This is a genomic window from Streptomyces sp. NPDC049585 (assembly GCF_040675615.1).
Lineage (GTDB): Bacteria > Actinomycetota > Actinomycetes > Streptomycetales > Streptomycetaceae > Streptomyces > Streptomyces luteosporeus.
In genome coordinates this window covers 12305-35477 of sequence record NZ_JBFAPE010000043.1, presented here as the reverse complement: position 1 = coordinate 35477, position 23173 = coordinate 12305, and the positions used below count along the sequence as shown (strand labels likewise).

At 70.2% G+C, this 23173-nt stretch carries 19 protein-coding genes and 1 pseudogene; 13 read left to right on the top strand and 7 right to left on the bottom strand.

Annotation, left to right across the window (positions count from 1 at the left end):
* The first annotated feature begins 88 nt into the window (after positions 1-88).
* From lpdA to AB0K17_RS28065, 4 genes are all read left to right on the top strand, one after another.
* The gene (gene lpdA / locus AB0K17_RS28080) at positions 89-1477 is read left to right on the top strand and encodes a dihydrolipoyl dehydrogenase (protein ID WP_365969738.1); all 1389 of its coding nucleotides are present in this window, start codon (positions 89-91) and stop codon (positions 1475-1477) included.
* 48 nt (positions 1478-1525) lie between these two features.
* Complete coding sequence (gene sucB, locus AB0K17_RS28075) at positions 1526-3304, top strand: 2-oxoglutarate dehydrogenase, E2 component, dihydrolipoamide succinyltransferase (protein WP_365969737.1); 1779 nt, start codon at positions 1526-1528, stop codon at positions 3302-3304.
* A 140-nt stretch (positions 3305-3444) separates the two neighbouring features.
* On the top strand, positions 3445-4068 hold the full coding sequence (locus AB0K17_RS28070) for a GntR family transcriptional regulator (RefSeq protein ID WP_365969736.1): 624 nt from the start codon (positions 3445-3447) through the stop codon (positions 4066-4068).
* 237 nt (positions 4069-4305) lie between these two features.
* Entirely contained in the window at positions 4306-5271 is a 966-nt protein-coding gene (locus AB0K17_RS28065; protein WP_365969735.1) for a WYL domain-containing protein, read from the top strand.
* 45 nt (positions 5272-5316) lie between these two features.
* Here the strand turns inward: AB0K17_RS28065 and AB0K17_RS28060 are convergent, their stop codons facing one another.
* Positions 5317-6252, bottom strand: coding sequence for an SDR family oxidoreductase (locus tag AB0K17_RS28060; RefSeq protein ID WP_365969734.1), 936 nt, complete (start codon positions 6250-6252; stop codon positions 5317-5319).
* Between the two features lie 161 nt (positions 6253-6413).
* On the opposite strand from AB0K17_RS28060, the gene AB0K17_RS28055 reads away from it, so the two are divergent.
* The 3 genes from AB0K17_RS28055 (at position 6414) to AB0K17_RS28045 (ending at position 9315) form a co-directional block, all read left to right on the top strand.
* On the top strand, positions 6414-6932 hold the full coding sequence (locus AB0K17_RS28055; RefSeq protein WP_365969745.1) for a DUF4240 domain-containing protein: 519 nt from the start codon (positions 6414-6416) through the stop codon (positions 6930-6932).
* Positions 6929-7828 (top strand): TIGR01777 family oxidoreductase, encoded by a 900-nt coding sequence (locus tag AB0K17_RS28050; RefSeq protein WP_365984682.1) that lies wholly within the window; start codon positions 6929-6931, stop codon positions 7826-7828. The genes AB0K17_RS28055 and AB0K17_RS28050 overlap by 4 nt, the downstream gene beginning before the upstream one ends.
* Before the next feature lie 176 nt (positions 7829-8004).
* On the top strand, positions 8005-9315 hold the full coding sequence (locus tag AB0K17_RS28045) for an NAD(P)/FAD-dependent oxidoreductase (RefSeq protein WP_365984681.1): 1311 nt from the start codon (positions 8005-8007) through the stop codon (positions 9313-9315).
* Between the two features lie 8 nt (positions 9316-9323).
* Here AB0K17_RS28045 and AB0K17_RS28040 read toward each other — a convergent pair whose 3' ends face one another.
* Positions 9324-10808: a regulator gene (locus tag AB0K17_RS28040; protein WP_365969731.1), complete on the bottom strand. Its 1485-nt coding sequence runs from the start codon at positions 10806-10808 to the stop codon at positions 9324-9326.
* A gap of 257 nt (positions 10809-11065) precedes the next feature.
* On the opposite strand from AB0K17_RS28040, the gene lipB reads away from it, so the two are divergent.
* The 4 genes from lipB to AB0K17_RS28020 all read left to right on the top strand — a co-directional run bounded on the left by lipB (position 11066) and on the right by AB0K17_RS28020 (position 14124).
* A complete protein-coding gene (lipB, locus tag AB0K17_RS28035) occupies positions 11066-11920 on the top strand; it encodes a lipoyl(octanoyl) transferase LipB (RefSeq protein WP_365984680.1) in 855 nt (284 codons plus the stop codon).
* Positions 11921-12039: 119 nt separating this feature from the next.
* On the top strand, positions 12040-12987 hold the full coding sequence (gene lipA, locus AB0K17_RS28030; RefSeq protein WP_344434628.1) for a lipoyl synthase: 948 nt from the start codon (positions 12040-12042) through the stop codon (positions 12985-12987).
* A gap of 182 nt (positions 12988-13169) precedes the next feature.
* Complete coding sequence (locus AB0K17_RS28025) at positions 13170-13430, top strand: hypothetical protein (RefSeq protein WP_365969729.1); 261 nt, start codon at positions 13170-13172, stop codon at positions 13428-13430.
* Positions 13431-13440: 10 nt separating this feature from the next.
* Positions 13441-14124: a DUF4191 domain-containing protein gene (locus AB0K17_RS28020; protein WP_365969728.1), complete on the top strand. Its 684-nt coding sequence runs from the start codon at positions 13441-13443 to the stop codon at positions 14122-14124.
* Between the two features lie 75 nt (positions 14125-14199).
* Here the strand turns inward: AB0K17_RS28020 and AB0K17_RS28015 are convergent, their stop codons facing one another.
* A complete protein-coding gene (locus AB0K17_RS28015; RefSeq protein WP_365969727.1) occupies positions 14200-14667 on the bottom strand; it encodes an RDD family protein in 468 nt (155 codons plus the stop codon).
* A gap of 177 nt (positions 14668-14844) precedes the next feature.
* On the opposite strand from AB0K17_RS28015, the gene glnA reads away from it, so the two are divergent.
* Both glnA and AB0K17_RS28005 read left to right on the top strand, forming a co-directional pair.
* Positions 14845-16254 (top strand): type I glutamate--ammonia ligase, encoded by a 1410-nt coding sequence (gene glnA / locus AB0K17_RS28010; RefSeq protein ID WP_365969726.1) that lies wholly within the window; start codon positions 14845-14847, stop codon positions 16252-16254.
* Positions 16255-16539: 285 nt separating this feature from the next.
* Positions 16540-18576: a hypothetical protein gene (locus AB0K17_RS28005; RefSeq protein ID WP_365984679.1), complete on the top strand. Its 2037-nt coding sequence runs from the start codon at positions 16540-16542 to the stop codon at positions 18574-18576.
* 72 nt (positions 18577-18648) lie between these two features.
* Here the strand turns inward: AB0K17_RS28005 and AB0K17_RS28000 are convergent, their stop codons facing one another.
* The 4 genes and pseudogenes from AB0K17_RS28000 to AB0K17_RS27985 form a co-directional block, all read right to left on the bottom strand.
* Positions 18649-19002 carry an ASCH domain-containing protein gene (locus AB0K17_RS28000; RefSeq protein ID WP_365984678.1) on the bottom strand — a complete coding sequence of 118 codons (354 nt, stop codon included), beginning with the start codon at positions 19000-19002 and terminating at the stop codon, positions 18649-18651.
* Positions 18999-19400, bottom strand: a pseudogene (locus AB0K17_RS27995) (hypothetical protein); the annotation flags it as partial. The gene AB0K17_RS28000 and the pseudogene AB0K17_RS27995, both read right to left, overlap by 4 nt.
* Before the next feature lie 154 nt (positions 19401-19554).
* Positions 19555-19827 (bottom strand): hypothetical protein, encoded by a 273-nt coding sequence (locus AB0K17_RS27990; RefSeq protein ID WP_365984677.1) that lies wholly within the window; start codon positions 19825-19827, stop codon positions 19555-19557.
* A 1080-nt stretch (positions 19828-20907) separates the two neighbouring features.
* A complete protein-coding gene (locus AB0K17_RS27985) occupies positions 20908-22875 on the bottom strand; it encodes a restriction endonuclease (protein ID WP_365984676.1) in 1968 nt (655 codons plus the stop codon).
* Between the last annotated feature and the right edge of the window lie 298 nt (positions 22876-23173).

Sequence of the window (23173 nt, the reverse complement as noted above, 5' to 3'; positions counted from 1 at the left end):
TCACGGGCCGACGCAAAACGCGGCCGAACGACAGCCGCCGCCCGGTCACCGACGACCGGCTCCGGCGTACATGCATGGAGGACGTGACGTGGCGAACGACGCCAGCACCGTTTTCGACCTAGTGATCCTCGGAGGCGGTAGCGGCGGTTACGCCGCCGCCCTGCGGGGTGCCCAGCTGGGTCTGGACGTCGCCCTGATCGAGAAGGACAAGCTGGGCGGCACCTGCCTGCACCGCGGCTGCATCCCCACCAAGGCGCTGCTGCACGCCGGCGAGGTCGCCGACTCGGCCCGTGAGGCCGAGCAGTTCGGTGTCAAGGCTGCCCTGGAGGGCATCGACATCGCGGGCGTCCACAAGTACAAGGACGAGGTGATCTCGGGCCTGTACAAGGGTCTGCAGGGCCTGGTCGCCTCCCGCAAGGTCACCTACATCACCGGTGAGGGCCGTCTGTCCTCCCCCACGTCCGTCGACGTGAACGGCCAGCGCATCAACGGCCGCCACATCCTGCTGGCCACCGGCTCCGTGCCGAAGTCGCTGCCGGGCCTGACCATCGACGGCGACCGCGTCATCTCCTCGGACCACGCGCTGGTCCTGGACCGCGTCCCGAAGTCCGCGATCGTGCTGGGCGGCGGCGTCATCGGCGTCGAGTTCGCCTCCGCGTGGAAGTCCTTCGGCGTCGACGTCACCATCGTCGAGGCGCTGCCGCACCTCGTCCCGGTCGAGGACGAGAACAGCTCCAAGCTGCTGGAGCGCGCCTTCCGCAAGCGCGGCATCGCGTTCTCGCTGGGCTCCCGCTTCTCCGGCGTGGAGTACACCGCCGACGGTGTGAAGGTCTCGCTGGAGAACGGCAAGACCTTCGAGGCCGAGCTGCTGCTCGTCGCCGTCGGCCGCGGCCCGGTCTCCCAGGGCCTGGGCTACGAGGAGGCCGGGGTCGCGATGGACCGCGGCTACGTCCTCGTCGACGAGTACATGCAGACCAACGTGCCCACCATCTCGGCCGTCGGTGACCTGGTGCCCACGCTCCAGCTCGCGCACGTCGGCTTCGCGGAGGGCATCCTGGTGGCGGAGCGCCTGGCCGGGCTCAAGCCCGTGCCGGTCGACTACGACGGCGTGCCGCGCGTCACGTACTGCCACCCCGAGGTCGCCTCGGTCGGTCTCACCGAGGCCAAGGCCAAGGAGCTGTACGGCGCCGACAAGGTCGTCGCTCTGAAGTACAACCTGGCCGGCAACGGCAAGAGCAAGATCCTCAAGACCGCGGGCGAGATCAAGCTCGTCCAGGTCAAGGACGGTGCCGTGGTCGGCGTCCACATGGTCGGCGACCGCATGGGTGAGCAGGTCGGCGAGGCCCAGCTGATCTACAACTGGGAGGCCCTCCCGGCCGAGGTCGCGCAGCTCATCCACGCGCACCCGACGCAGAACGAGGCCCTCGGCGAGGCCCACCTGGCCCTGGCCGGCAAGCCCCTGCACTCGCACGACTGAGTCCCGAGCGCACCACCATCCGCACTACTCGTAAGGAGCAACCGCACCATGGCGGTTTCCGTAACCCTGCCGGCGCTCGGCGAGAGCGTGTCCGAGGGCACCGTCACCCGCTGGCTCAAGGCCGAGGGTGACCGAGTGGAGGCCGACGAGCCGCTGCTCGAGGTCTCCACCGACAAGGTCGACACCGAGATCCCCTCCCCGGCGTCCGGCATCCTGGCCAAGATCAACGTGGCCGAGGACGAGACCGTCGAGGTCGGCGCCGAGCTCGCGGTGATCGACGACGGCTCCGGCGCGCCCGCCGAGGCCCCCGCCCCGGCCGCCGCCGCTGCCGAGGCCCCCGTCGCCGAGGCCCCGGCCCCGGCCGCCGAGGCCCCGGCCGCTGCCGCGCCGGTCGCCGAGGCCCCGGCCGCCGCCGGTGGCGCCTCCGGCGTCGACGTCGTCCTGCCCGCGCTGGGCGAGTCGGTCACCGAGGGCACCGTCACCCGCTGGCTGAAGGAGGTCGGCGAGGAGGTCTCCGAGGACGAGCCGCTGCTCGAGGTCTCGACCGACAAGGTCGACACCGAGATCCCGGCCCCGGCCTCCGGCGTCCTGCTCGAGATCGTCGTCGGCGAGGACGAGGTCGCCGAGGTCGGCGCCAAGCTGGCCGTCATCGGTGCCCCGGGTGCCGCCCCGGCCGCCGCTCCGGCTCCGGCCGCCCCGGCCCCGGCGCCCGCCGCCGAGGCCCCGGCCGCTCCGGCTCCGGCCGCTCCGGCTCCGGCTGCCCCGGTCGCCCCCGCTGCCCCGGCCCCGGCCGCGGCTGCTCCGGCCCCCGCCCCGGCTCCGGCCCCGGCTCCGGCTCCCGCGCCGGCCGCCCCGGCCCCGGCCGCCCCGGCGCCCGCCGTCGCCACCCCGGCGGCCGACGGCGCGTACGTGACCCCGCTGGTCCGCAAGCTCGCCGCCGAGTCCGGCGTCGACCTGCGCACCGTCGCCGGCACCGGCGTCGGCGGTCGCATCCGCAAGCAGGACGTCGTCGCCGCTGCCGAGGCCGCCAAGGCCGCCCCGGCTCCGGCCGCCGCCGCCCCGGCCGCCGCCGCGCCGAAGGCCCCGGCCCTGGAGGTCTCGCCGCTGCGCGGCCAGACCGTCAAGATGCCGCGGATCCGCAAGGCGATCGCGGACAACATGATGAAGGCGCTGCACGAGCAGGCCCAGCTGTCGTCCGTGATCGAGGTGGACATCACCAAGATCATGCGGATGCGCAACAAGGCCAAGGACGGCTTCGCCGCCCGCGAGGGCGTCAAGCTCTCCCCGATGCCGTTCTTCGTCAAGGCCGCCGTCCAGGCGCTGAAGGCCCACCCGGTCGTCAACGCCCGGATCAACGAGGCCGAGGGCACCATCACCTACTTCGACTCCGAGAACGTCGGCATCGCCGTCGACTCGGAGAAGGGCCTGATGACCCCGGTCATCAAGGGCGCGGGTGACCTCAACATCGCCGGCATCGCCAAGAAGACGGCGGAGCTCGCGGGCAAGGTCCGCGGCAACAAGATCACGCCGGACGAGCTCTCCGGCGCGACCTTCACGATCAGCAACACCGGCTCGCGCGGTGCGCTGTTCGACACGGTCATCGTGCCGCCGAACCAGGTCGCGATCCTGGGCATCGGCGCCACCGTCAAGCGCCCGGTGGTCATCAACCACCCGGAGCTGGGCGAGACCATCGCCATCCGCGACATGGTCTACGTGACCCTGTCCTACGACCACCGTCTGGTGGACGGCGCCGACGCCGCCCGCTACCTGACCACGGTCAAGCAGATCCTGGAGGCCGCGGAGTTCGAGACCGAGATCGGTCTGTGACCTCCTAGGCACCCCGCTGCGCCATGAAGGGCGCGGGCCCCTCCCGTATCCGTACGGGCCGGGTCCGCGCCCTTCGGCCTGTTCGTACCCGACCGGGATAATGGCCCCCGGTCCACGCTCGCCCGGCTCAAGGAGCACCCATGGCCCCGCCCGTCGTCCATTCGCTGCGCGAGCAGATCCGCGAGCACATCCTGGAGGGCATCGTCGGCGGGCGCTGGCAGCCCGGGGAGCGCATCGTCGAGCGCCGCATCGCGGCGGAGCTGCTGGTGAGCCAGACGCCGGTGCGCGAGGCGCTGCGGGAGCTGGAGTCCCTGCGGCTGATCGAGTCCGCCCCCAACAAGGGCGCCCGCGTGCGGGAGCTGACCGCCGCCGACCTCAAGGAGAGCTACCCGGTGCGGGCCGGCCTGGAGCGGGTGGCCGCCGAGCTGGCCGCGGAGCGGCTGGCCGGCGACACGGGGGCGCTGGAGCGGGAGGTCGCGGCCCTGCGCGAGGCCGACCGCACGGGCGACACCGAGGCCCAGGCGCGGCACACGGTCGCCTTCCACCGGGAGATCGTGCGGGCCGCGGGCAACGCGGTGCTGCTGCACACCTGGGAGTCCCTGGGCATCGAGGTGTGGACGGCGCTGTCCATCCGCTGGCTCAGCCCCACCCCCCGGGCCCACGCCGAGGAGCACGCCCGCATCGTGCAGGCCTTCGCCGAGCGCGACCCGGCCATCGGCGAGCTGCTCAATTCCCACGTCCTGAGCTGCGCGCCGCAGATCTGACGGCACCGGCACCCGCTCTCCACAAAATCTCCTCGGCATCTCCCCCACGCAACGATTGATCGATCATCGATCAAAGGCGTATCGTCTCCGACGGAGCCACACCGCGCGCCCTGTCCTGTGTCGCGGTACGGCTCAGGGGTGGCGACAGGACGCCGTTCGTCACCGTGCCCTGGCTTGGCGCACGGCCTCCTGTCGTCCCGCCCCGTGCTGCCCGCGGGCCCCTGCATCATGGGGGGCATGCGCGCGGCCCGGCTGATCCACCTGTTGCTCCTGCTGCAGTCCAAGGCCTCCATGACCGGGCCCGAGCTCGCCCGCCGCCTGGAGGTCTCCGAGCGCACCGTCGCCCGCGACGTGCAGGCCCTGTCCGAGGCCGGCATCCCCGTCTACGCCGACCGCGGCCGCACCGGCGGCTACCGCCTGGTGGGCGGCTACCGCACCCGGCTGACCGGCCTGGGCCGCACCGAGGCCGAGGCGCTCTTCCTCTCCGGCGTCCCCACGGCCCTGCGCGACATGGGCCTGGCGGATGCGGCCTCCGCGGCCCGGCTCAAGGTCGCCGCCGCCCTGCACCCCGAACTTGGCGACGCCCCCGCGGCCGCGGCACAGCGCTTCCACCTCGACGCCCCCGGCTGGTGGCGCCCGCACAGGACGCCCGCCCTGCTGCCCGCCCTGGCCGAGGCGGTGTGGGACGACCGCCGCGTCACCGCCCGCTACCGCCGCCGGGACGGCGAGGTCGTCCGCGAGCTCGAACCGTACGGGCTCGTCCTCAAGGCGGGCGCGTGGTACGTGGTGGCACGGGCCGGCGACGACCACCGCGTCTACCGGGCGGACCGGTTCGACGACGTGGCCGTCGGCGAGGAGGTCTTCCGCCGCGACGAGGACTTCGACCTGGCGGCGTTCTGGGAGGAGCGCGCGGCCGCGTTCGCCCGGTCGATCCTGCGCGAGTCCACCGAACTGCGCCTGACGCCGGCCGGAGCACGCCGGCTGCCGCACGTCACGGACGCGGCCGCCGCCCACGAGGCCCTCGCGGCGGCCGGCCCCGCGGACGCGGCCGGCCGCGTCACGGTCACCTTGCGGGTGGAGTCGCTGGAGGTCGCGGAGTCGCAGCTGCTGGGGCTCGGCCCGGAGGTGGAGGTGCTCGGCCCGCCGGAGCTGCGGGCGCGCGTTGCACGGGCGGCCGCGCGGATGGCAGAGCTCTACGGTTGACCGTCCCGCCGTCGTGGCTCGTCGCCACGCACCCGCAGCCAGGGCTCAGCGGTAATCCCGCTCCCGCGGCTCCTTCCCCGCCTCCAGGGCGGCGATGTACCCCCACGCGTCCGGCCGCGTGCCGTCCACGTCCGTGAAGCCGTACACCCGCGCCAGCTGCCCGCTGGAGAGCGACTGCCCGTTGAACCGCCCCACCTCCGCATCCGCCGCGAGCGCGGCCACCGCCCGCCCGACGTACGCGGGACTCTCGGAGATGCAGAAGTGCGGATCGTCCGCGACGGCGTCGCGCCACCTCTCCTCGGTCACCTTCTTGTACGTGTCGAGCATCGCCTCCGAGCGCAGGTACCCCGGCGTCAGGCACACCGCGGTGCCGCCGAGGTCCGCCAGTTCCCGGGCCAGGCCCAGCGCCATGCGGATCGGTGCGCACTTGGCCAGGTCGAAGTACACGTGGCCGCGGTGGTTCGCGTTGTACTCGGCCGTGCCGTCGGTCACCTCCACCACCAGTCCGCCCGGCCGCCGGGTGAGCAGCGGCAGCGCGTACCGGCTGGTGATCAGGTGGGAGTCGATGCCGAGCCGCAGCATGCGCAGCCCGGCCTCGAGGTCGAGCTCCCACATCTTCTTCTCGAAGCCCTCGGGGTAGTCGAGCAGGTGGTCCCCGCCCCAGAGTCCGTTGACCAGGACGTCCAGCCGCCCCTGCTCGGCGTCGATGCGTGCGACGAGCGCCTCGACCTGCTCGGGCCGCAGGTGGTCGACGGGCACCGCGACCGCCGTACCGCCCGCCGCGGCGACCAGTTCCGCCGTCTCCTCGATGGTCTCCGGCCGGCCGACCTCGCTGCGGTGCTCGCGCGTGGTGCGGCCGGTGGCGTAGACGAGGGCTCCGGCCCGGCCCAGCTCGACGGCCATGGCGCGGCCCGCGCCGCGGGTGGCCCCGGCCACCAGGGCGACTTTGCCGGCCAGGGGTCGTTCCTCGGTTCCCGACACGGTGGTCCTTCCTTCCGTTCGATGGCGACGGAGGCACTCTCACAGCGATACCGGACACCTTCTGTCGTGTATTGCGGTCCCACCCTCACCGGTAACAACACGGCAGCATCCGTACCCCTCGGGGTGCGTTGCCCTGCGCCAGGGCCGATGCTGGACCCGTGATGGACGAGACGGAGTTCTGGGAGCTGATCGACAGCGCACGCGACGCAGCCGAGGGGGACCCCGAGGACCAGGCGGATGTGCTGGTCGAGTCGCTGTTGCGGCTGGACCCGGACGGCGTGCTGGACTTCGCCCGGCACTTCGAGTCCCGCTACAACCGCGCGTACCTGTGGGATCTGTGGGGGGCGGCGGCGGTGCTGCTGGACGGGGCGAGCGACGACGTCTTCGACTACTTCCGCTGCTGGCTGATCGGCCAGGGCCGGGAGGTCTTCGAGGGGGCGCTGCACGACCCCGACGGTCTGGCCGACCTCCTGGAGGACTTCGACGAGGAGGTCGACGGCGACGGCGAGGACCTCGGGTACGCCGCCGACGAGGCGTACGAGCAGCTGACCGGCACCGAGACGCCCGACCTGGGGCTTCCGCCGCAGCCGCCGGAGCCGCTGGGCACGGCGTTCGACGTGGAGGACGACGGCGAGCTGGCCCGGCGCTTCCCCCGGCTGTGGGAGCGGTTCCGGGCATGAGCCGCGTCGCCGTCACGGGGGCCTCCGGCCTGATCGGTTCGGCCCTTGTCCGCTCGCTGGCGGCCGACGGCCACGAGGTCGTCCGGCTGGTCCGGCGCGCCCCGCGCGCGCCCGGCGAGGTCGCCTGGGATCCCGCCCGGGGCCGCGTGGACGCCGCCGGGCTGGCCGGCTGCGACGCCGTCGTCCACCTGGCCGGTGCCGGGATCGGCGACCACCGGTGGACCGCCGCGTACAAGAAGGAGATCCGCGACAGCCGGGTGCACGGCACCGGGGCGATCGCCGAGGCCCTCGCCTCCCTCGACCGGCCGCCGCGCGTACTGCTCAGCGGCAGCGCGATCGGCATCTACGGCGACACCGGGGAACGCGTGGTGGACGAGGGCGCCCCGCCCGGCAGCGGCTTCCTCGCCGAGGTGTGCCGCGACTGGGAGGAGGCGGCGGGCGCCGCCGCGGAGGCGGGCGTGCGGACCGTGCTCCTGCGCACCGGTCTCGTGCTCTCCCGCCACGGGGGCCTGGGGGCACGACTCTTCCCGCTCTTCCGGCTGGGACTCGGCGGCAGGCTGGGCGGCGGGGGCCAGTACTGGAGCTTCATCGCCCTGCGGGACCACGTGGCCGCCCTGCGGCACCTGCTGGATGCGTCGGACGTCTGCGGTCCGGTCAATCTCACCGCGCCGCAGCCGGTGACCAACCGGGAGGCGACGCGGGTGCTGGGGCGCGCGCTGCGGCGCCCTGCGCCGTTCGCGGTGCCCGCGCCGGCGCTGCGGCTGGCGCTGGGCGAGATGGCCGAGGACGTCCTGGCCGGCCAGCGGGCCGTGCCCCGGCGGCTGCTGGAGACGGGCTTCTCCTTCGCCTGCCCGGACTTCGCGAGCGCCGTACGCACGGCGCTGACGGAGGACTGACTTCCACCCCCACGCCGCAATTCCTTCGGCCGTGCGACCGCTGTGCGACCGTGCTCGGTCCATGCGCGACTGTTATTGACCGGATTTCTCTCTACGGTCGAGGCGAACTCGCGCATCGCGACCGCTCGTTGAGGGCATCAGGCCCCCGAGCGAGCGGACCGACCCCGGGAGGGCACGTGCTCAACAGCGCACGCCACACTGACGTCGTCATCGTGGGAGCCGGCCTCGCCGGCCTCTCGACGGCCCACCACCTGATCGGCGCCGGGGTGAGCGTCACGGTCCTGGAGGCGGCCGAGCGGCCGGGCGGCCGGATGGTCACCGACGCCGTGGACGGCTTCCTGCTGGACCGCACCGGGCAGCTGCTCAACACCTCCTTCCCGGAACTGCTGCGCACCCCCGGCCTCGAAGGCCTCAAACTGCGCCCGTTCAGCCCGGGCGTGCTGGTGCACGCCGACGGGCGCAACCACCGCACCGGCGAACTCCGCGGGGCCAAGCGCGCCTTCACCACCGCCCGCGCCTTCGCGGCGGCGCGCGCCTCCCGGAGCGCCGGCCTCGATCAGGCGCGGCTGGGCGCGGCGCTGGCCCGCCTCGCCGCGCTGCCCAGCGAACGGATGCTGGCCAGGCCCGACCGGCCCACGGCCGACACCCTCGCCTCCCGCGGCCTGCCGGCCCGCACCGTCGAGGGCTTCCTGCGCCCCCTGCTCGCGTCCCTGCTCTCCGACCCGGAGCTGAGCACCTCCAGCCGGTGCGCCGACCTCGTCCTGCACGGCTACGCCCGCGGGCGGCTGTGCCTGCCGGCCGGCGGCGCGGCCGTCATGCCGGACCTGATGACCACGTCCCTGCCCGCCGGCACCGTGCAGCACGGCGTCGAGGTCACCTCGGTGGGCACCACCTCGGTCAGCACGGCCCACCACGGCGACTTCACCTGCCGCTCCGTCGTCGTCGCCACCGGCGCCCGGGCCGCCGCCGACCTCATCCCGGGCCTGCGGCTGCCCGGCTTCCACCCGGTGACGGTGCTGCACCACGCCGCCCCCGAACCGCCGCTGCGCGACGCCTCGCTGATCCTGACCGGCTCGTGCCCCGGCCCGGTGGCCCACACCACGGTCGCCAGCGAGGTCGACCCGGACCGGGCGCCGCTGGGCCGCGCCCTGATCACCTCGACGGTGCTGGGCGCCGCCGCCGGCCTGCCCCGCGAGGAGCTGGACCGCGCGGCCCGCGCCCAGCTCTCCCGCGTCTACGGCACGCCGGCGGACGACTGGGAGCTGCTGGCCGTCCACCACGACGCGGACGCCGTCCCGGCGATGCCGGCGCCGCACGACGTACGGCGCACCGTGCGGCTGCTGTCCGGCCTGTACGTGTGCGGCGACCACCGGGACACCAGCACGGTGCAGGGCGCCCTGTTCTCCGGCCGCCGGGCCGCCCAGGCGGTCCTCCACGACCTGGGCATCCGCCCCACCCACACGGGAGCAGCCCTGCGAGCGGCGTGACCGCGCCGCTAGAGCGCCGCGACCTTCTCCCGGTACCCGCGCACAGGCGCAGCGTCCCGGTACGGCTCCAGCCGCCGCTCGAAGTCCCGCACGTACTCCAGCGCCCGCACCGACCGCATCTCGCCCGCCTGGGCCGCGGCCTCGGCTCCGAGCGTGCAGGCCTGCTCCAGTTCGCCGAGCCCCAGCCGGGCCGTGGCGAGCACGACCTTGCAGAACAGCCGGCTGCGCGCGTACGCGGGGCTGCGCAGTTGCAGCGACCGCTCCGCGTGCTGCGCGGCGGCGCGGTACTGCTGCAGGTCGCGGTGGCAGTGGGCGAATTCGTCGGCGAGCTCCGCCTCGTCGAAGTAGCGGATCCAGTGCGGGGCCTCGTCGGCGGGTTTGGCCGCCTCCAGGGAGCGTTCGGCCCGTGCCATCGACGCCGAGCAGGCCCGTACCTCGCCGAGCACCGCGTGCCCCCGGGCCTCGACGGCGTGGAGCATGGCCTGGGCCACGGGGGGCACGGCGGAGCCGACGCCCTGCTGGGCGACCCGGGCGAGCTGCACGGCCTCGCGCCCGTGGCCGAGGTAGACCGCCTGCCGGCTCATGGTGACGAGCACATAGCTGCCGTAGGCCCGGTCGCCCGCGGCCTGCGCCAGGCGCAGGGCCTGGACGTAGTAGCGCTGGGCGAGGCCGTGTGCGGCGATGTCGTACGAGGTCCAGCCGGCGAGCCGGGTGAGGTCGGCGGCGGCGCCGAACAGCCGCCGGCCGGTGGTCTCGCCGTACGTGCCGCGCAGCATCGGCTCGGTCTCGTGTTCGAGATAGCGCACGAGTGCCTGCCGGGCGTGGCCGCCGCCGTAGGCGTGGTCGACGGTGCGGAAGAGCTCGCCCACCGAGCGCAGGGCGGCGATGTCGCCCATGGACACCCGGCCGCCGGGCGGGCGCTCGGCGGCGGCCGCGGTCCGCTGGCGGGGCAGCTGCCCGGGGCGGGCGGCGGGCGGGGGCATCGGGCGGCCGGCGCTGTCGGTGCGCGGGGCGCCCTCGGGGGGTGCGGGGCTCACCCCGCGCGCCACGCGCTCGTCCGCGCGCCCGATGAGCCAGTCCCGGCTGGGCACCACGAGCCCGGCCGGGGTGAAGGCGATCTTCCGTAGTTCGGTGTGGCTGCCGGAGTCCTTGCGCCACAGACCGCTGACGATGTCGATGGCCTCTTCCGGCGAAGCGGCGAATTCCAGCCCGGCGTACACGGGGGCGCACGCGTCGAGGCCGAGGTCCTGTGCGGACAGCCGCCGCCCGAGCCGCCGGGTGAACACCTCGGCGATCAGGGCGGGCGTGGTGCCGCGCGGCTGCTGCCCGCGCAGCCATCGCGTCACCGACGTCTTGTCGTACCGCAGGTCGAGCCCGTGCTCGAGCCCGAGCTGGTCGACGCGGCGGGCCAGACCCGCGTTGGAAAAGCCGGCTTCCGCGATCAGCGCCGCGAGCTGACGGTTGGGGATGCGCTGGGGGGGTCGTTCCGTCATCAGCCTGCCGGTCTCCCTGATCTTCTGTTCCTGGAACGGCGTGAACTTAGCGGCCTTCAACGCCCCGATCGCCACCTTCGCCCCGCATTCATCCGATCGTGTGAGGACAGATCAAATCCCGAATGAAGATCGTCGGGCGGGGTCCGGGGGCCGGTGGCGGCGGGCGGCCGCCTGCGGTGTTCGAACGCCGCCGCCGTACAGTGGCCTAGGGCGCGTCGAGCACCGAGACACGCAAACCGGTTCGAACAGGAGCTGCCGTGAGTGAGCTGCGCTTTGTCCACCTGGGCTTCGGGGCGGACGCCGTCGAGTACCAGGAGGCGTGGCAGGAGCAGCGCCGCGTGCACGCGGCCCGGTTCGCGGACGAGATTCCGGACACCTGCCTGATGCTGGAGCACCCGGCGGTTTACACGGCCGGACGGCGCACGGAGGACAGCGAGCGCCCCCTGGACGGCACCCCGGTCATCGACGTCGACCGCGGCGGCAAGATCACCTGGCATGGCCCCGGCCAGCTCGTCGGCTACCCCATCCTCAAGCTCCCGCGCCCGGTCGACGTGATCGCCCACGTACGGCGTCTGGAGGAGGCCCTGATCCGCACCTGCGCCGAGCTGGGCCTGGAGACCACCCGGGTCGAGGGGCGCAGCGGCGTATGGGTGCTCGGTGATCCCGTCGAGCAGCGCCCGGCGATCCCCGGCCTGAGCCTGGACTTCGACCCCCGTCTGACGGACGAGGAGTTCGACCCGCGTCTGAACGGCCCGGAGTACGCCCCGTCCAACGCCGGCCAGCGCCGGGAGGACCGCAAGCTCGCCGCCATCGGCATCCGCATCGCCAAGGGCGTCACGATGCACGGCTTCTCGCTGAACTGTGATCCCGACAACACCTGGTTCGACCGGATCGTGCCGTGCGGCATCCGCGACGCGGGCGTCACCTCGCTCTCCAACGAGCTGGGCCGGCAGGTCACGGTCGCCGAGGTGCTGCCGCTGGTGGAGAAGCACCTGCGGGACGTGCTGGAGTCCGAGGCCCCGCTGCCGCGCGAGGTCGAGCGGCCGGCGGCGGAGCCCACCGCGGCCACCGCAGAGCCCACCCCGGCCACCGCAGAGCCCACCCCGGCCTGAGCCGGGCGGGAATGCGCCCGGGCCTGTCATCGGTTGCCCAGGGCGCACGAGTAAGAACGTAGGAAACAACGGGCGTACCCTGGTGTTCGCCGAGGAATCGAAGTCATAGGGAGCCGGACGTGTCCGCTGTCGCACCCGACGGACGCAAGATGCTGCGCTTGGAGGTCCGGAACGCCCAGACCCCCATCGAGCGCAAGCCCGAGTGGATCAAGACCCGCGCCAAGATGGGCCCCGAGTACAAGGAGCTCCACGGCCTGGTCAAGCGCGAGGGCCTGCACACGGTGTGCCAGGAGGCGGGCTGTCCCAACATCTACGAGTGCTGGGAGGACCGCGAGGCTACGTTCCTCATCGGCGGCGACCAGTGCACCCGGCGCTGTGACTTCTGCCAGATCGACACCGGCAAGCCGCAGGCCCTCGACCGCGACGAGCCGCGCCGCGTCGGCGAGTCCGTGGTCACCATGGACCTGAACTACGCCACCATCACCGGCGTCGCCCGCGACGACCTGGAGGACGGCGGCGCCTGGCTGTACGCCGAGACCGTGCGCCAGATCCACGAGCAGACCGCCGGCCGCGAGGGCGGCCGCACCAAGGTCGAGCTGCTGGCCCCCGACTTCAACGCGGTGCCCGAGCTGCTGGAGGAGGTCTTCGCCTCCCGCCCCGAGGTCTTCGCGCACAACGTCGAGACCGTGCCGCGGATCTTCCGCCGCATCCGCCCCGGCTTCCGCTACGAGCGCTCGCTGGAGGTCATCACCAAGGCCCGCGCGTACGGCCTGGTGACCAAGTCCAACCTGATCCTGGGCATGGGCGAGACCCGCGAGGAGATCAGCGAGGCGCTGCAGGACCTGCACGACGCGGGCTGCGAGCTGATCACGATCACCCAGTACCTGCGCCCGAGCGTGCGCCACCACCCGGTGGAGCGCTGGGTCAAGCCGCAGGAGTTCGTGGAGCTGAAGGAGGAGGCCGAGGAGATCGGCTTCGCCGGCGTCATGTCGGGCCCCCTCGTCCGCTCCTCGTACCGCGCCGGCCGCCTGTACCAGCAGGCGATGGACCGCCGCGCCGCTGCGTAGGCACGCACGAGAACGTCACGCGGCCCGTCCCCTTGCGAAGGGGGCGGGCCGCGTAAACGTTTCATAGGGGTTTGACCAAGCGGTCACGCGTTGGTAACACCGTTCAGTAACAATGTGAGCACGCACAGCAGTACGACACCCTCCACGCCGACGCCTTCTCCGCTCCCGAGGGGACTACCGACATGCAGGCCGCGCCCGGTAACGCAGTCGTCACGACCGCCACCCGCGCCCCTTCCGCACTGCCGACCACGCTCTCCGTACGCCCCCCGTCCGTCACCGGGGCCCTGCGCGCCCTGGAGGAACTGCTGATGCGCGGTGGCCAGCGCACCGCCCGCCGCAATGCCTGGACCGCGGTGCTCGAGGATCGCCGCCGCGCCCGCGACCGCCGGGAGGCCCAGCACCTGCTGGAGGCTGCGGCGGCCCCTGGCCCTTCGGCCACGTAGACTGCGCCGTATGGCGAGGAAGGAACCATCCGAGAACCCCGGGCGTCTGCAGCAGATCGCCCTGACCTACAAGATGACCAAGAAGGTCGACTCGAAGGTCGGTCTTGTCGTCGCAGCTGTGGGCATTGTCACCTTCGGTGTACTCCTTGCCATCGGCTTCTGGCTCGATCACCCGGTCTACCTGGGCATCCTCGGCTTCCTGCTGGCATTCCTGGCGATGGCGATCGTCTTCGGACGACGCGCCGAGCGCGCTGCCTTCGGGCAGATGGAAGGCCAGCCGGGAGCCGCTGCCGCGGTCCTGGAGAACATCCGGCGCGGTGGCTGGACGACGACGCCCGCGGTCGCGATGAACCGCAACCAGGACGTCGTCCACCGGGCCGTCGGCAAGGCGGGCATCGTGCTCGTCGGCGAGGGCAACCCGAACCGGGTCAAGGCCCTGCTGGCCGCCGAGAAGAAGCGCATGGCGCGCATCGTCGCGGACGTGCCGGTGCACGACATCGTCGTGGGCAACGACGAGGGCCAGGTGCCGCTGAAGAAGCTGCACACGACGCTGCTGAAGCTGCCCCGCGTCCTGCCCGGTCCGCAGGTGACGGCGGTGAACGACCGCCTGCGCGCGCTGGGCGACCTGATGAGCAACATGCCGATCCCCAAGGGCCCGATGCCGAAGGGCATGCGGATGCCGAAGGGCCGCTGAGGCGACACCGGACACACAAGAGGCGGGACCCGAAAGGGCCCCGCCTCTTCTTTGCTTTCCTTCTTCGCTTTCCGGCTAGATCCGCACCTGCACGGCCCCGGAGAGGCGGTCGTGGAGCCCGCGGGTGTCGCGGTCCCAGACGACGGCGGGGATGACGAGGAGGATCAGCGCGCTGCGCAGCAGTACCCTCGGCAGGGAGAGCCGCTCACCGCCGAGCGCGATGACGCGGAGCCCGCACAGCCGCTTGCCGGGCGTGCACCCGATCGTGCCGACGGTGAGTGCGCTGAGCACGAAGAAGACGAGCAGCGCCCAGTTGCCGGCGCGCTGCGGGTCGCCGTTCGCGAGGAATCCGTATGCGATGAGCATGCACAGCGCCCAGTCGATGGCCAGGGCCCCGAAGCGCCGCCCGAGCGGGGCGACGGATCCCGGCCCGCTCGCCGGCAGCCCGAGGCGTTCACCCCGGTGGCCGAATTCGATGCCCATGTCCTCCGCGGCCGCGCGGGGCCCGGAGAGCCATGATCCGATTGCTTGCCTGTTGTCCACCCGTCCACCGTACTGGGCCGCCGGGGTTTTCCCGGGCGGCGGGGCCTGGCCGGAAGACATCCTCCGGTTAACGCGGTCGAAACAATCGGGTCATGCCCGGGAAATCCCGCCTCTCTATGGTCGGCCTCATCGAAGCAATCCCCGGACACCCCAGGTGGCCGGTCTAGGAGGAGTTGGATGTTCCAGAACGCCGACGAGGCCAAGAAGTTCATCGCGGACGAGGACGTCAAGTTCGTCGACGTCCGGTTCTGCGACCTGCCGGGCGTGATGCAGCACTTCACGGTGCCGGCGGAGGCGTTCGACCCGACCGAGGAACTGGCGTTCGACGGCTCGTCGATCCGCGGCTTCCAGGCCATCCACGAATCCGACATGGCCCTGCGCGCGGACCTGTCGACCGCCCGTCTGGACCCGTTCCGCCGGGACAAGACCCTCAACATCAACTTCTTCATCCACGACCCGATCACCGGCGAGCAGTACAGCCGTGACCCGCGCAACGTGGCGAAGAAGGCCGAGGCGTACCTCGCCTCCACGGGCATCGCCGACACGGCGTTCTTCGGCCCGGAGGCGGAGTTCTACATCTTCGACAGCGTCCGCTTCGAGACCAGCGCCAACCGCTCGATCTACGAGATCGACTCCGAGGCCGGCGCCTGGAACACCGGCGCGCTGGAGAACAACCGCGGCTACAAGGTCCGCTACAAGGGCGGCTACTTCCCGGCCCCGCCGGTCGACCACTTCGCCGACCTGCGCGCCGAGATCTCCCTGGAGCTGGACAAGGCCGGCCTGAAGGTCGAGCGCCAGCACCACGAGGTCGGCACCGCCGGCCAGGCCGAGATCAACTACAAGTTCAACACGCTGCTCGCCGCGGCCGACGACCTGATGCTCTTCAAGTACATCGTGAAGAACGTCGCCTGGCGCAACGGCAAGACCGCCACCTTCATGCCCAAGCCGATCTTCGGCGACAACGGCTCCGGCATGCACGTCCACCAGTCCCTGTGGCAGGGTGGCGAGCCCCTCTTCTACGACGAGCAGGGCTACGCGGGCCTGTCGGACACCGCCCGCTACTACATCGGCGGCATCCTCAAGCACGCCCCCTCGCTGCTGGCCTTCACCAACCCGACGGTGAACTCCTACCACCGCCTGGTCCCCGGCTTCGAGGCCCCGGTCAACCTCGTCTACTCCCAGCGCAACCGCTCGGCCGCCATGCGCATCCCGATCACGGGCTCCAACCCGAAGGCCAAGCGCGTCGAGTTCCGCGCCCCGGACCCGTCCTCGAACCCCTACCTCGCCTTCTCGGCCCTCCTCCTGGCCGGCCTGGACGGCGTCAAGAACAAGATCGAGCCGGCCGAGCCCATCGACAAGGACCTCTACGAGCTCGCCCCCGACGAGCACGCGAACGTCCCCCAGGTCCCCACCTCCCTCCCGGCCGTCCTCGAGGCCCTGGAGGAGGACAACGAGTACCTCCAGGCCGGCGGCGTCTTCACGTCCGACCTGATCGAGACCTGGATCGACTACAAGCGCACCAACGAGATCGCCCCGATGCAGCTGCGCCCGCACCCGCACGAGTTCGAGCTGTACTTCGACATCTAAAGATCAGGTCCGGGCGACCTGGGAGGGTTCCTGAAAACATGCGTTGAACTGCGAAAATGCTGCTTAGCAGTGCTCGCTGTTCCCGCTTGCTTTCCGCCCTCTTGTGCACCGCGTGTGCACCGCCCGGTCGATCCACTGACGTAGCGTCAGCAGCAGTGAGGCCGCCACTCCCGTCGGGGTGGCGGCCTTGCTCTGTAGCGTGTGTCCCGTACCAATCCTCGTCGTGCGAGGGCCATCGAGGAAAAGGGCGAGCTTCAACCCAGGCGCCGGTGACATTCTGTGTTGGTGGACACAGTCTTCCCCGGCCAACTGGGCACGGTCGAACGAGAATCCCGTGCCGCTACGCAAGCACTGATCGGACGCCTGAAGCTCACTGCACCGCATGTGCAGCCGCCGAAGCAACAGGATGTGGCCTTCATACCGGTGACCCGCGCGCAGTGGAAGTCCGTGCTGAAGGACGCCGACCTACCCAGGCTTCAGCAGGAAACCGACGAGACGGTGAGGGAAATCCTGCTCCTGCGGACCGCCTCCGGCGCGACGGTCGGGAGGCGACTTCCCGAGTTGTTGCAGCGTCTCGGCACGTCAGTTGTCGCTCTTAGCTCCGTGGCAGCTGAGGTATCCCGGTTCAGCCCTTCCCGTACCAGCGCGGCTGAGCGACGGTTGGCTGCTGATCTGGCGCAAGCAAATCAATGCGAGGTCCAAGCGTTGTTCGCCTGCCTCAAGCAGGGGTGGCTAGAGGCAGGCTGGGCTCCGGTACAAAGGCATGCTCAAGCGGCCCAAAAAATTGCGCGGGCTCTGGAGACTGCAACCAGGAATCATCATCAGGCCAGCGCTCCTGACGAGGACATATACCGACGAGCACTCGGATTGTCGGCCGAGGAAGTGGGTAAGGGCTCGGGCGTAGCGGTACGAGCTCGTTTGCTGGCTGCCTGGGCGAAGAATCCAAAGAAACTCGATCGTCGGCTACGCCGGAGCATGAGTCATCTGATTGACGACTCCATACCGCTGACAGTGAAACTGCTCAATCACCTAGCAGCCCTCGCACTGTCCGACCGTCCCTTGGAGGCACACCGCGCCACACTCCTATCGCGTGATCTGGTGACGTCCCATCTGAAGTTGGACCCAGAACTTACGTGTGCGGTGATTGCACGGCACGGCAGTCAGGAACGGGAGTTGCTGTCCTCCCACCGCGGACAGATCGCCTACCACGATGCCTACAACCGGGCGGAGCATCAGGAAGAGAAGGCGCGTGCGGTCTTGGACATGCATCGGGCTGCGCTGGAAGGCGACGTCAAGCGCACAGCCACTGTGGTCTTGGAACTGCTGGGCAGGACGATCCCGCAAGGAGCCTCTCTCTCGACCATACGAGACCTGCTCGTGGCCGAGGGGACACAGCCGCTGTGCAGAATGCTCGCTTCCACGATCCGATCTGATTGGCGCAACGCGAACGCACACGAGGACTTCCGCTGGGACCCCGTCGACGGCACGCTCCTCTTGGGCGGCCAGCCGACTGATCTGCAGGCGGTACTGGACGCTGTCATCCGAGCCCGTACCATCTGCCACGGGTTCGAGCACGGAGTCGCCGTGGCCTACGGGCAGAACGCGTCCTTGATCAATTGGGGCGCGATGGAGACAACCTACGTCAGCCGAGACCTCGCCATACTTCAGGCCGCTGGAGAGGCCAGATTCTCAGTGCTGGACATTCGACGCCAAGGCAGTCTCGTGCGCTTGGACATTCCAGATCTCTCCATCAACGACGTGCGAGAAGCATTCCGCGCGATTCTTAGGGGATCCATAGCTGACCCGGGTGTCGAGCGTTGGGAGTTGCGACAACGCTCGCGTGCCCGGCCGCCACTATGCGTGGACAGCACGGGTATAGGAGTCGGGCTCCGAGTTTCGGAACCCCTATGGGAGACCGCCGACCCGCTCCCATTCGCTGAGCTCCCCCTGTTGGCAAACGCCATTACCAATGCAGGAGAGTCGGCCGAGAACGCAGCCTCATCGATTCTCTTTCTCGCTGCGGCCCATGTAGCTGGAGAGCGCGACCGCTTGTCGCGTGCTCTTGCGCACGGGGATTCAGCCGCCAAGAGGGAATTGATCAGCACCACTAGGTTGATCAGCAGCGGCGCCAAGGCCGCGGCCGGCCTGCTTGAGAATCAAGCCCGACGCAAGTTGCTGGCCTTTGCCGAAGTTCTGGCCGGAGAGTGCCACCGTCTGGATAACGCTCCCCCCTCGGAACTCGCCCGCGGCTTCGTACCTGCCGATCGGACCCTGCGCAGGCACGTGCCTTGCCTGCCGTGGATCGCAGAAATCGAAGGCTGATCCAACCCCAGGGGGTCACCAAATTCCTTGTATGAACCGGGTCCCGAAGCCACTGCAGGATGCCGCGTCCTCTCAGTCAAGGCGTTCCGTCTCGATGGCGAGGGCGCCGAGGGCTTCCTTCTCTGATGGGTAGATGACGCGGATGTTGGCGAGCTGCTCATCGCGGCTGGCGCTGGGGTTCATTTTGGCGGGGCCCTCGCCGTCGAGGAGGGCCTCGAAGGACTCGTACTCGGTGACGCGCAAGACACTGACGTCGCAGGTCTCTTCGGTGCCCTTGATGCGGAATCGGATGGTGTCGCCGGCTGCGAGGTCTTCCAGGTGTGGGTACTTCACCCGCACCTCGATGGTCTTGGCGCCCGCAGCCACGAGCTCGAAATACTTGCGGTAGAGGTGGAGTTCGCGGATGCGGGCGGTGGTGTCGGTCATACGGCGGGGACGCTCCTGGGTACTGGTGTCGTCATAAGGCGGCCGATCTCGGCGGCCGAGTACAACCGGAAGAAGTGGCGGGGGTCGGACAGCAAGGTCTCGGTCAGGGCTAGCAGTTGGTCGGCGTACTTGGGCAACGAGCCGGGCCACTGCCGGGTGTCGAGCATCCAGTCAGCGGCGCCGTCGGGCAAGGGTGCACGGCCTTCGCGTATCAGGGACTTGGACAGCTTCGCGCCGGTGTCGTTCACGATCTGCGGGCAGAACAGGCGGGCAGGGAGTTGGGCTCGTGTGAGGCCGACGGCCTGGAGGGCTTCGGCGACGAGGTGGGAGCCGAAGACCCAGTCGCCGCCCTTGACCATGACATGCAGGGTGCCGCGCGGACTGGTGAGGGCGAGTTCAGGCGGGCCGGTGAAGAGCCGGCGGCCCTCGGCGATGAGGACCCTGCGTTCACCCTCCGCCGCTACGTCCATCGCGTGACCGGGGCCGTCGAGAAGACCGGCAAGGCGATCGGTCGGCGCTACCGGTCGGCCGCGTGAGGCGAGGCCGCACGGGTCACTCGCCGTCGAACAGCGCGGGCCGCCAGCCCTGGATTTCGGCGTCGAGTTTGCCTCGCCGCATGTCCTGGAGCGCCGCTGCGTAGCCGGCCTCGAGTGCCCGCGTGAAAGCTTCAAGGACCTCCGTCGGCGCGCAGAGATAGCCGCTGCCCGAATGGAGGTCGGCAGCGGCTTCGGAAGCCAGACGTACGTCCTCGTCGCGCACCGTCGCCGCGTGGAGATCATTGATGGCCTGCACTAAGTCGTCGAGCCGCCCCTGGGGTATGTCCATGGGGGACAAGATGCGCCGCCGCTCGCCGACCGAAACGCTGATACTCGGCCGCCTCCCCACCACGTGCACCGCTTGTACATCCGATCTCTCAGGAGCGTCACGTCTATGCAGGTCAGATTCGGTCCCATCCCCACTTCGACCTGTAGGACCTCCTCGGACCTGCGGAACCGCCGGCTGGCCGACTCGCGCCGAATGCTCCGGGACTCGCGATGTGAAATGAGAGTTCACTGAGTTCGATCTCGGCATGAGTTCTGTGTAGTGCCTGACCGCAAACCCCTGGCGGCCCACCTTGGTCCCAGAGTCTCCGCCAGCTCGTCGGGCGTGTGCCTCGGGTCCAACCGCCCTCGCGGCCGCGCAGGTTGGCGGGGGGGCACGAAGAAGTCATCGAGGCCGATGTCGCTCTCGATGTGCTCGCCGGACATCGAGGTGGCGCCGTTCTCGACCCGGCAGCCGGGGCTGTCGAGGTGAACCACGAAGGCAGAGAACGCCTTCTCGGTGCTGTCCATGCGGGCGATGACGATGGCGAAGTCGGCGACCTGGCCCGGCGCTGGAGAGGACCTTGTGCCCGGTGAGCCGGTACCCGCCGGGCGCTGGCACGGCCGCGGTGCGCATCGCACCCACGTCGGAGCCGGCGTCAGTCTCGGTCAGGGAGAAGCAGCAGGCACGCACGACGGGCCGGGAGTAGGTGTCGACTTGGTGCTGCGTAGCACTGGCGAGGATGTCGCCGCCCCGCAGCGGGCCGCCCATTTCGCCGAGCACGCTGTGTCCGAGCACGCGCCCGCTGGCGGCGATTTCCTCCTCCAACGCAGCGCGTTGGGTGTACGTCTGGCCCTGGCCGCCTGCGAGATCGCCACCCACCTTGTAGGTCGAACGCTCCCACCGCATCGACGCTGAGGAGTTCTACTACATGCTCGCCGGTGTCGTCATTGACGGCACCGGCGTCCTCACGAAAAACTCCGAGAATGGGAGGACTGCTACAACTTCCACCGCCCACACGGCGCTCTCGGCGGCCAGCCCCCTAGGAACGTCTCAAGCAGAAGACCGGGGCCCAGGTGTAACCGAGCTCCGGCAGATGCACATCTAGAGGCCCCTCTCGATCGAAGTCGCGATGGCGCGAAGGCGCTTCGCCGCCGATCGCGCGTCACCGATCCGGTAGGTCGCATAGCGCGGATCCTGCGCGTCCTCAATGCTCCGCACGATGTCCAGGTCGAGGCGGTCGAACAGCCTGAACGTGTCGAGCAGTTCGTCGATGTTCGGTGCCAACGGCGACCCGCGCTCGATCAACGAGACATCGCGTGCCGAAACGGCCTCCTCCGTCTCCGACTCGGTCTTGAGTCGGGAGATGACGAGGGACAGGATGTCGAGCTCACGCTGCCGCGTGTCGATGAGCCCGGCAAGCCTGGACAGCCCGTCCGGCGCCTCGAACAACATCCCGACATCCGCCGGCCGCAAGCCGAGGGCCTCGGCGGAGCTGACGACCTGGCCCAACTCGTCGGCGGTGATGAGCGCCCATTGCTTCCGCTTGGCCATGTTCTTGATCGTGTCGCCGCCGAAGGCTGGGCCGATGATAGCCACGTACTCCGCGGAACGCTTCTCCTTGTGCGTGTCGATTGCCACGTCGCTCACATTGTTGTGCGTGACCCGACCGGATGACGTCGACTTTCCGTCCACGATCGCGGTCCGCAACGCCCCGTTGCCGTCGTACCACTGCACGAGGATGTCGGTGTCACCGGAACCACTGATGCGCTGAGCGCGGAAGCCCATGTGCCTGAACGCGCTCTCGATGTACGCCTCGAACGCCGCGCCGGATGCCAAGCCATCGGCGCCCGGGTCGACGGAACTACGCGTCAGTGATTCCACGATGAGCGAGAGCTTGTCCAGTTCGCCCGGCGCGCACGACGTGCTTTGCGCCAGGTCCGGCGACAGCTCCACGGCGGCCTCCGACAGGTGCGGTTCGGCGAGGGGGAGTGTCTCGATGAGACGCAGCCCGGTCGTCGTAGCCTGGACCGACGACCAGGACGTCTCGATGAGCAGGCCCGATTCGACCATGAAGGCCGTGAGCCACCGCACCTTGTCCTTGTTCAAGCCGTACGTGATGCCCTGCCCGTACACGTCGTTCCTCGGAACATTGGCCTTCGCCGCACGGATCAGCTCGCCGACGAACTTCATGTTCGCGTGAAGAATCCGGATGAAGTCGATGTCCGATCCCGACCGCAGCCACGCCTTGGCGGCCGGCGTTGCCGTGAACACCCCGCGGCGGACCTCCAGAAGCAGCCCGGCGGCCCGCATGAACGGCAGCATGCTGTCGACGCTGCTGCGCTTCAGGCCGAACCGGTCCGCGATGAAGCCCAGCAGTGCGCCCTTCTCCATCTGATCCTCTGCGGCCGCGATGCACGTCCGCAAGTTCTCGATCTTGTTGGGGTCCTCTTTCGGGCTTGGAACCCAGATGTTGTAGGTGTTCCTGGCCTCCTGGGCGCCGTCGGTCGCGGCCAGGTGCGCGAGGAGTGCGGCGATCTCCTCCGGGGCTTCGGGAATGTCGACCGCTTCGTCCGAGTCGTGCATGGGCAGGGCCGAAGGCGTCACGACTTCCCAGGTGGCGAAGAGCGACCGTCCTTCAGCGGTCGCGCTCTGCTTCCGCTCTCCCAGCCATTCGGTCAGCCCCAAGACTTCGAGCCAGGTCATGCGGAGACGCGTGTTGTTGACGCTCGCCCAGTCGAGGTTGTACGACTCGATCAACTCGGCATTGACCTCTTCGACCGTCAGCGGCTCGCGCACGAGGAGCCCGAGCACCTCGGCGAACAGCCGGATCCGCTCGGCCATCAACGAGGCGAGACGTGAGCGCGACTCGTCCGCGAGCAGTTCGGAGGCCTCGGGGGTCAGCTGAAGAACTCCTTTTCGATTCTGGGCCAACCCCATCGGACGCAGCGCGTACGAGTACTGCCGCCAGGACCTCGACGACTCGACACTCGACAGCTGCGGCCGCGCGTCGAGATCCGTGGCCTCGCCAGCGCCGATCCGGCGAACGAGCTCAAGGGTGAGCGGGAACATCTCGTCCTTCCCGCACTGGAGGTTCGGTACGGATGACGCCTGCTGCATCCACCTGCTCCGCTGCGCCCCTAGAGGGGGCGCACTCGGGGCTGTGGCCAGTTGGCTGGTCGCGCTAAAGAGGTCCGGAATCATTCTGGTGCAGCCGTCCCGTTCTTGTCACTATCGGGTGATTCGGTAGAGTCTTCTGCCATGCGCGCACGTTACTTCCCACCACGACAGGCGATTTCCAGTTCCCAATCAGGGGACCTGAACTGACCAATCAACAGCCGATCCGAATCGAATGTGCCACATCCTGTCG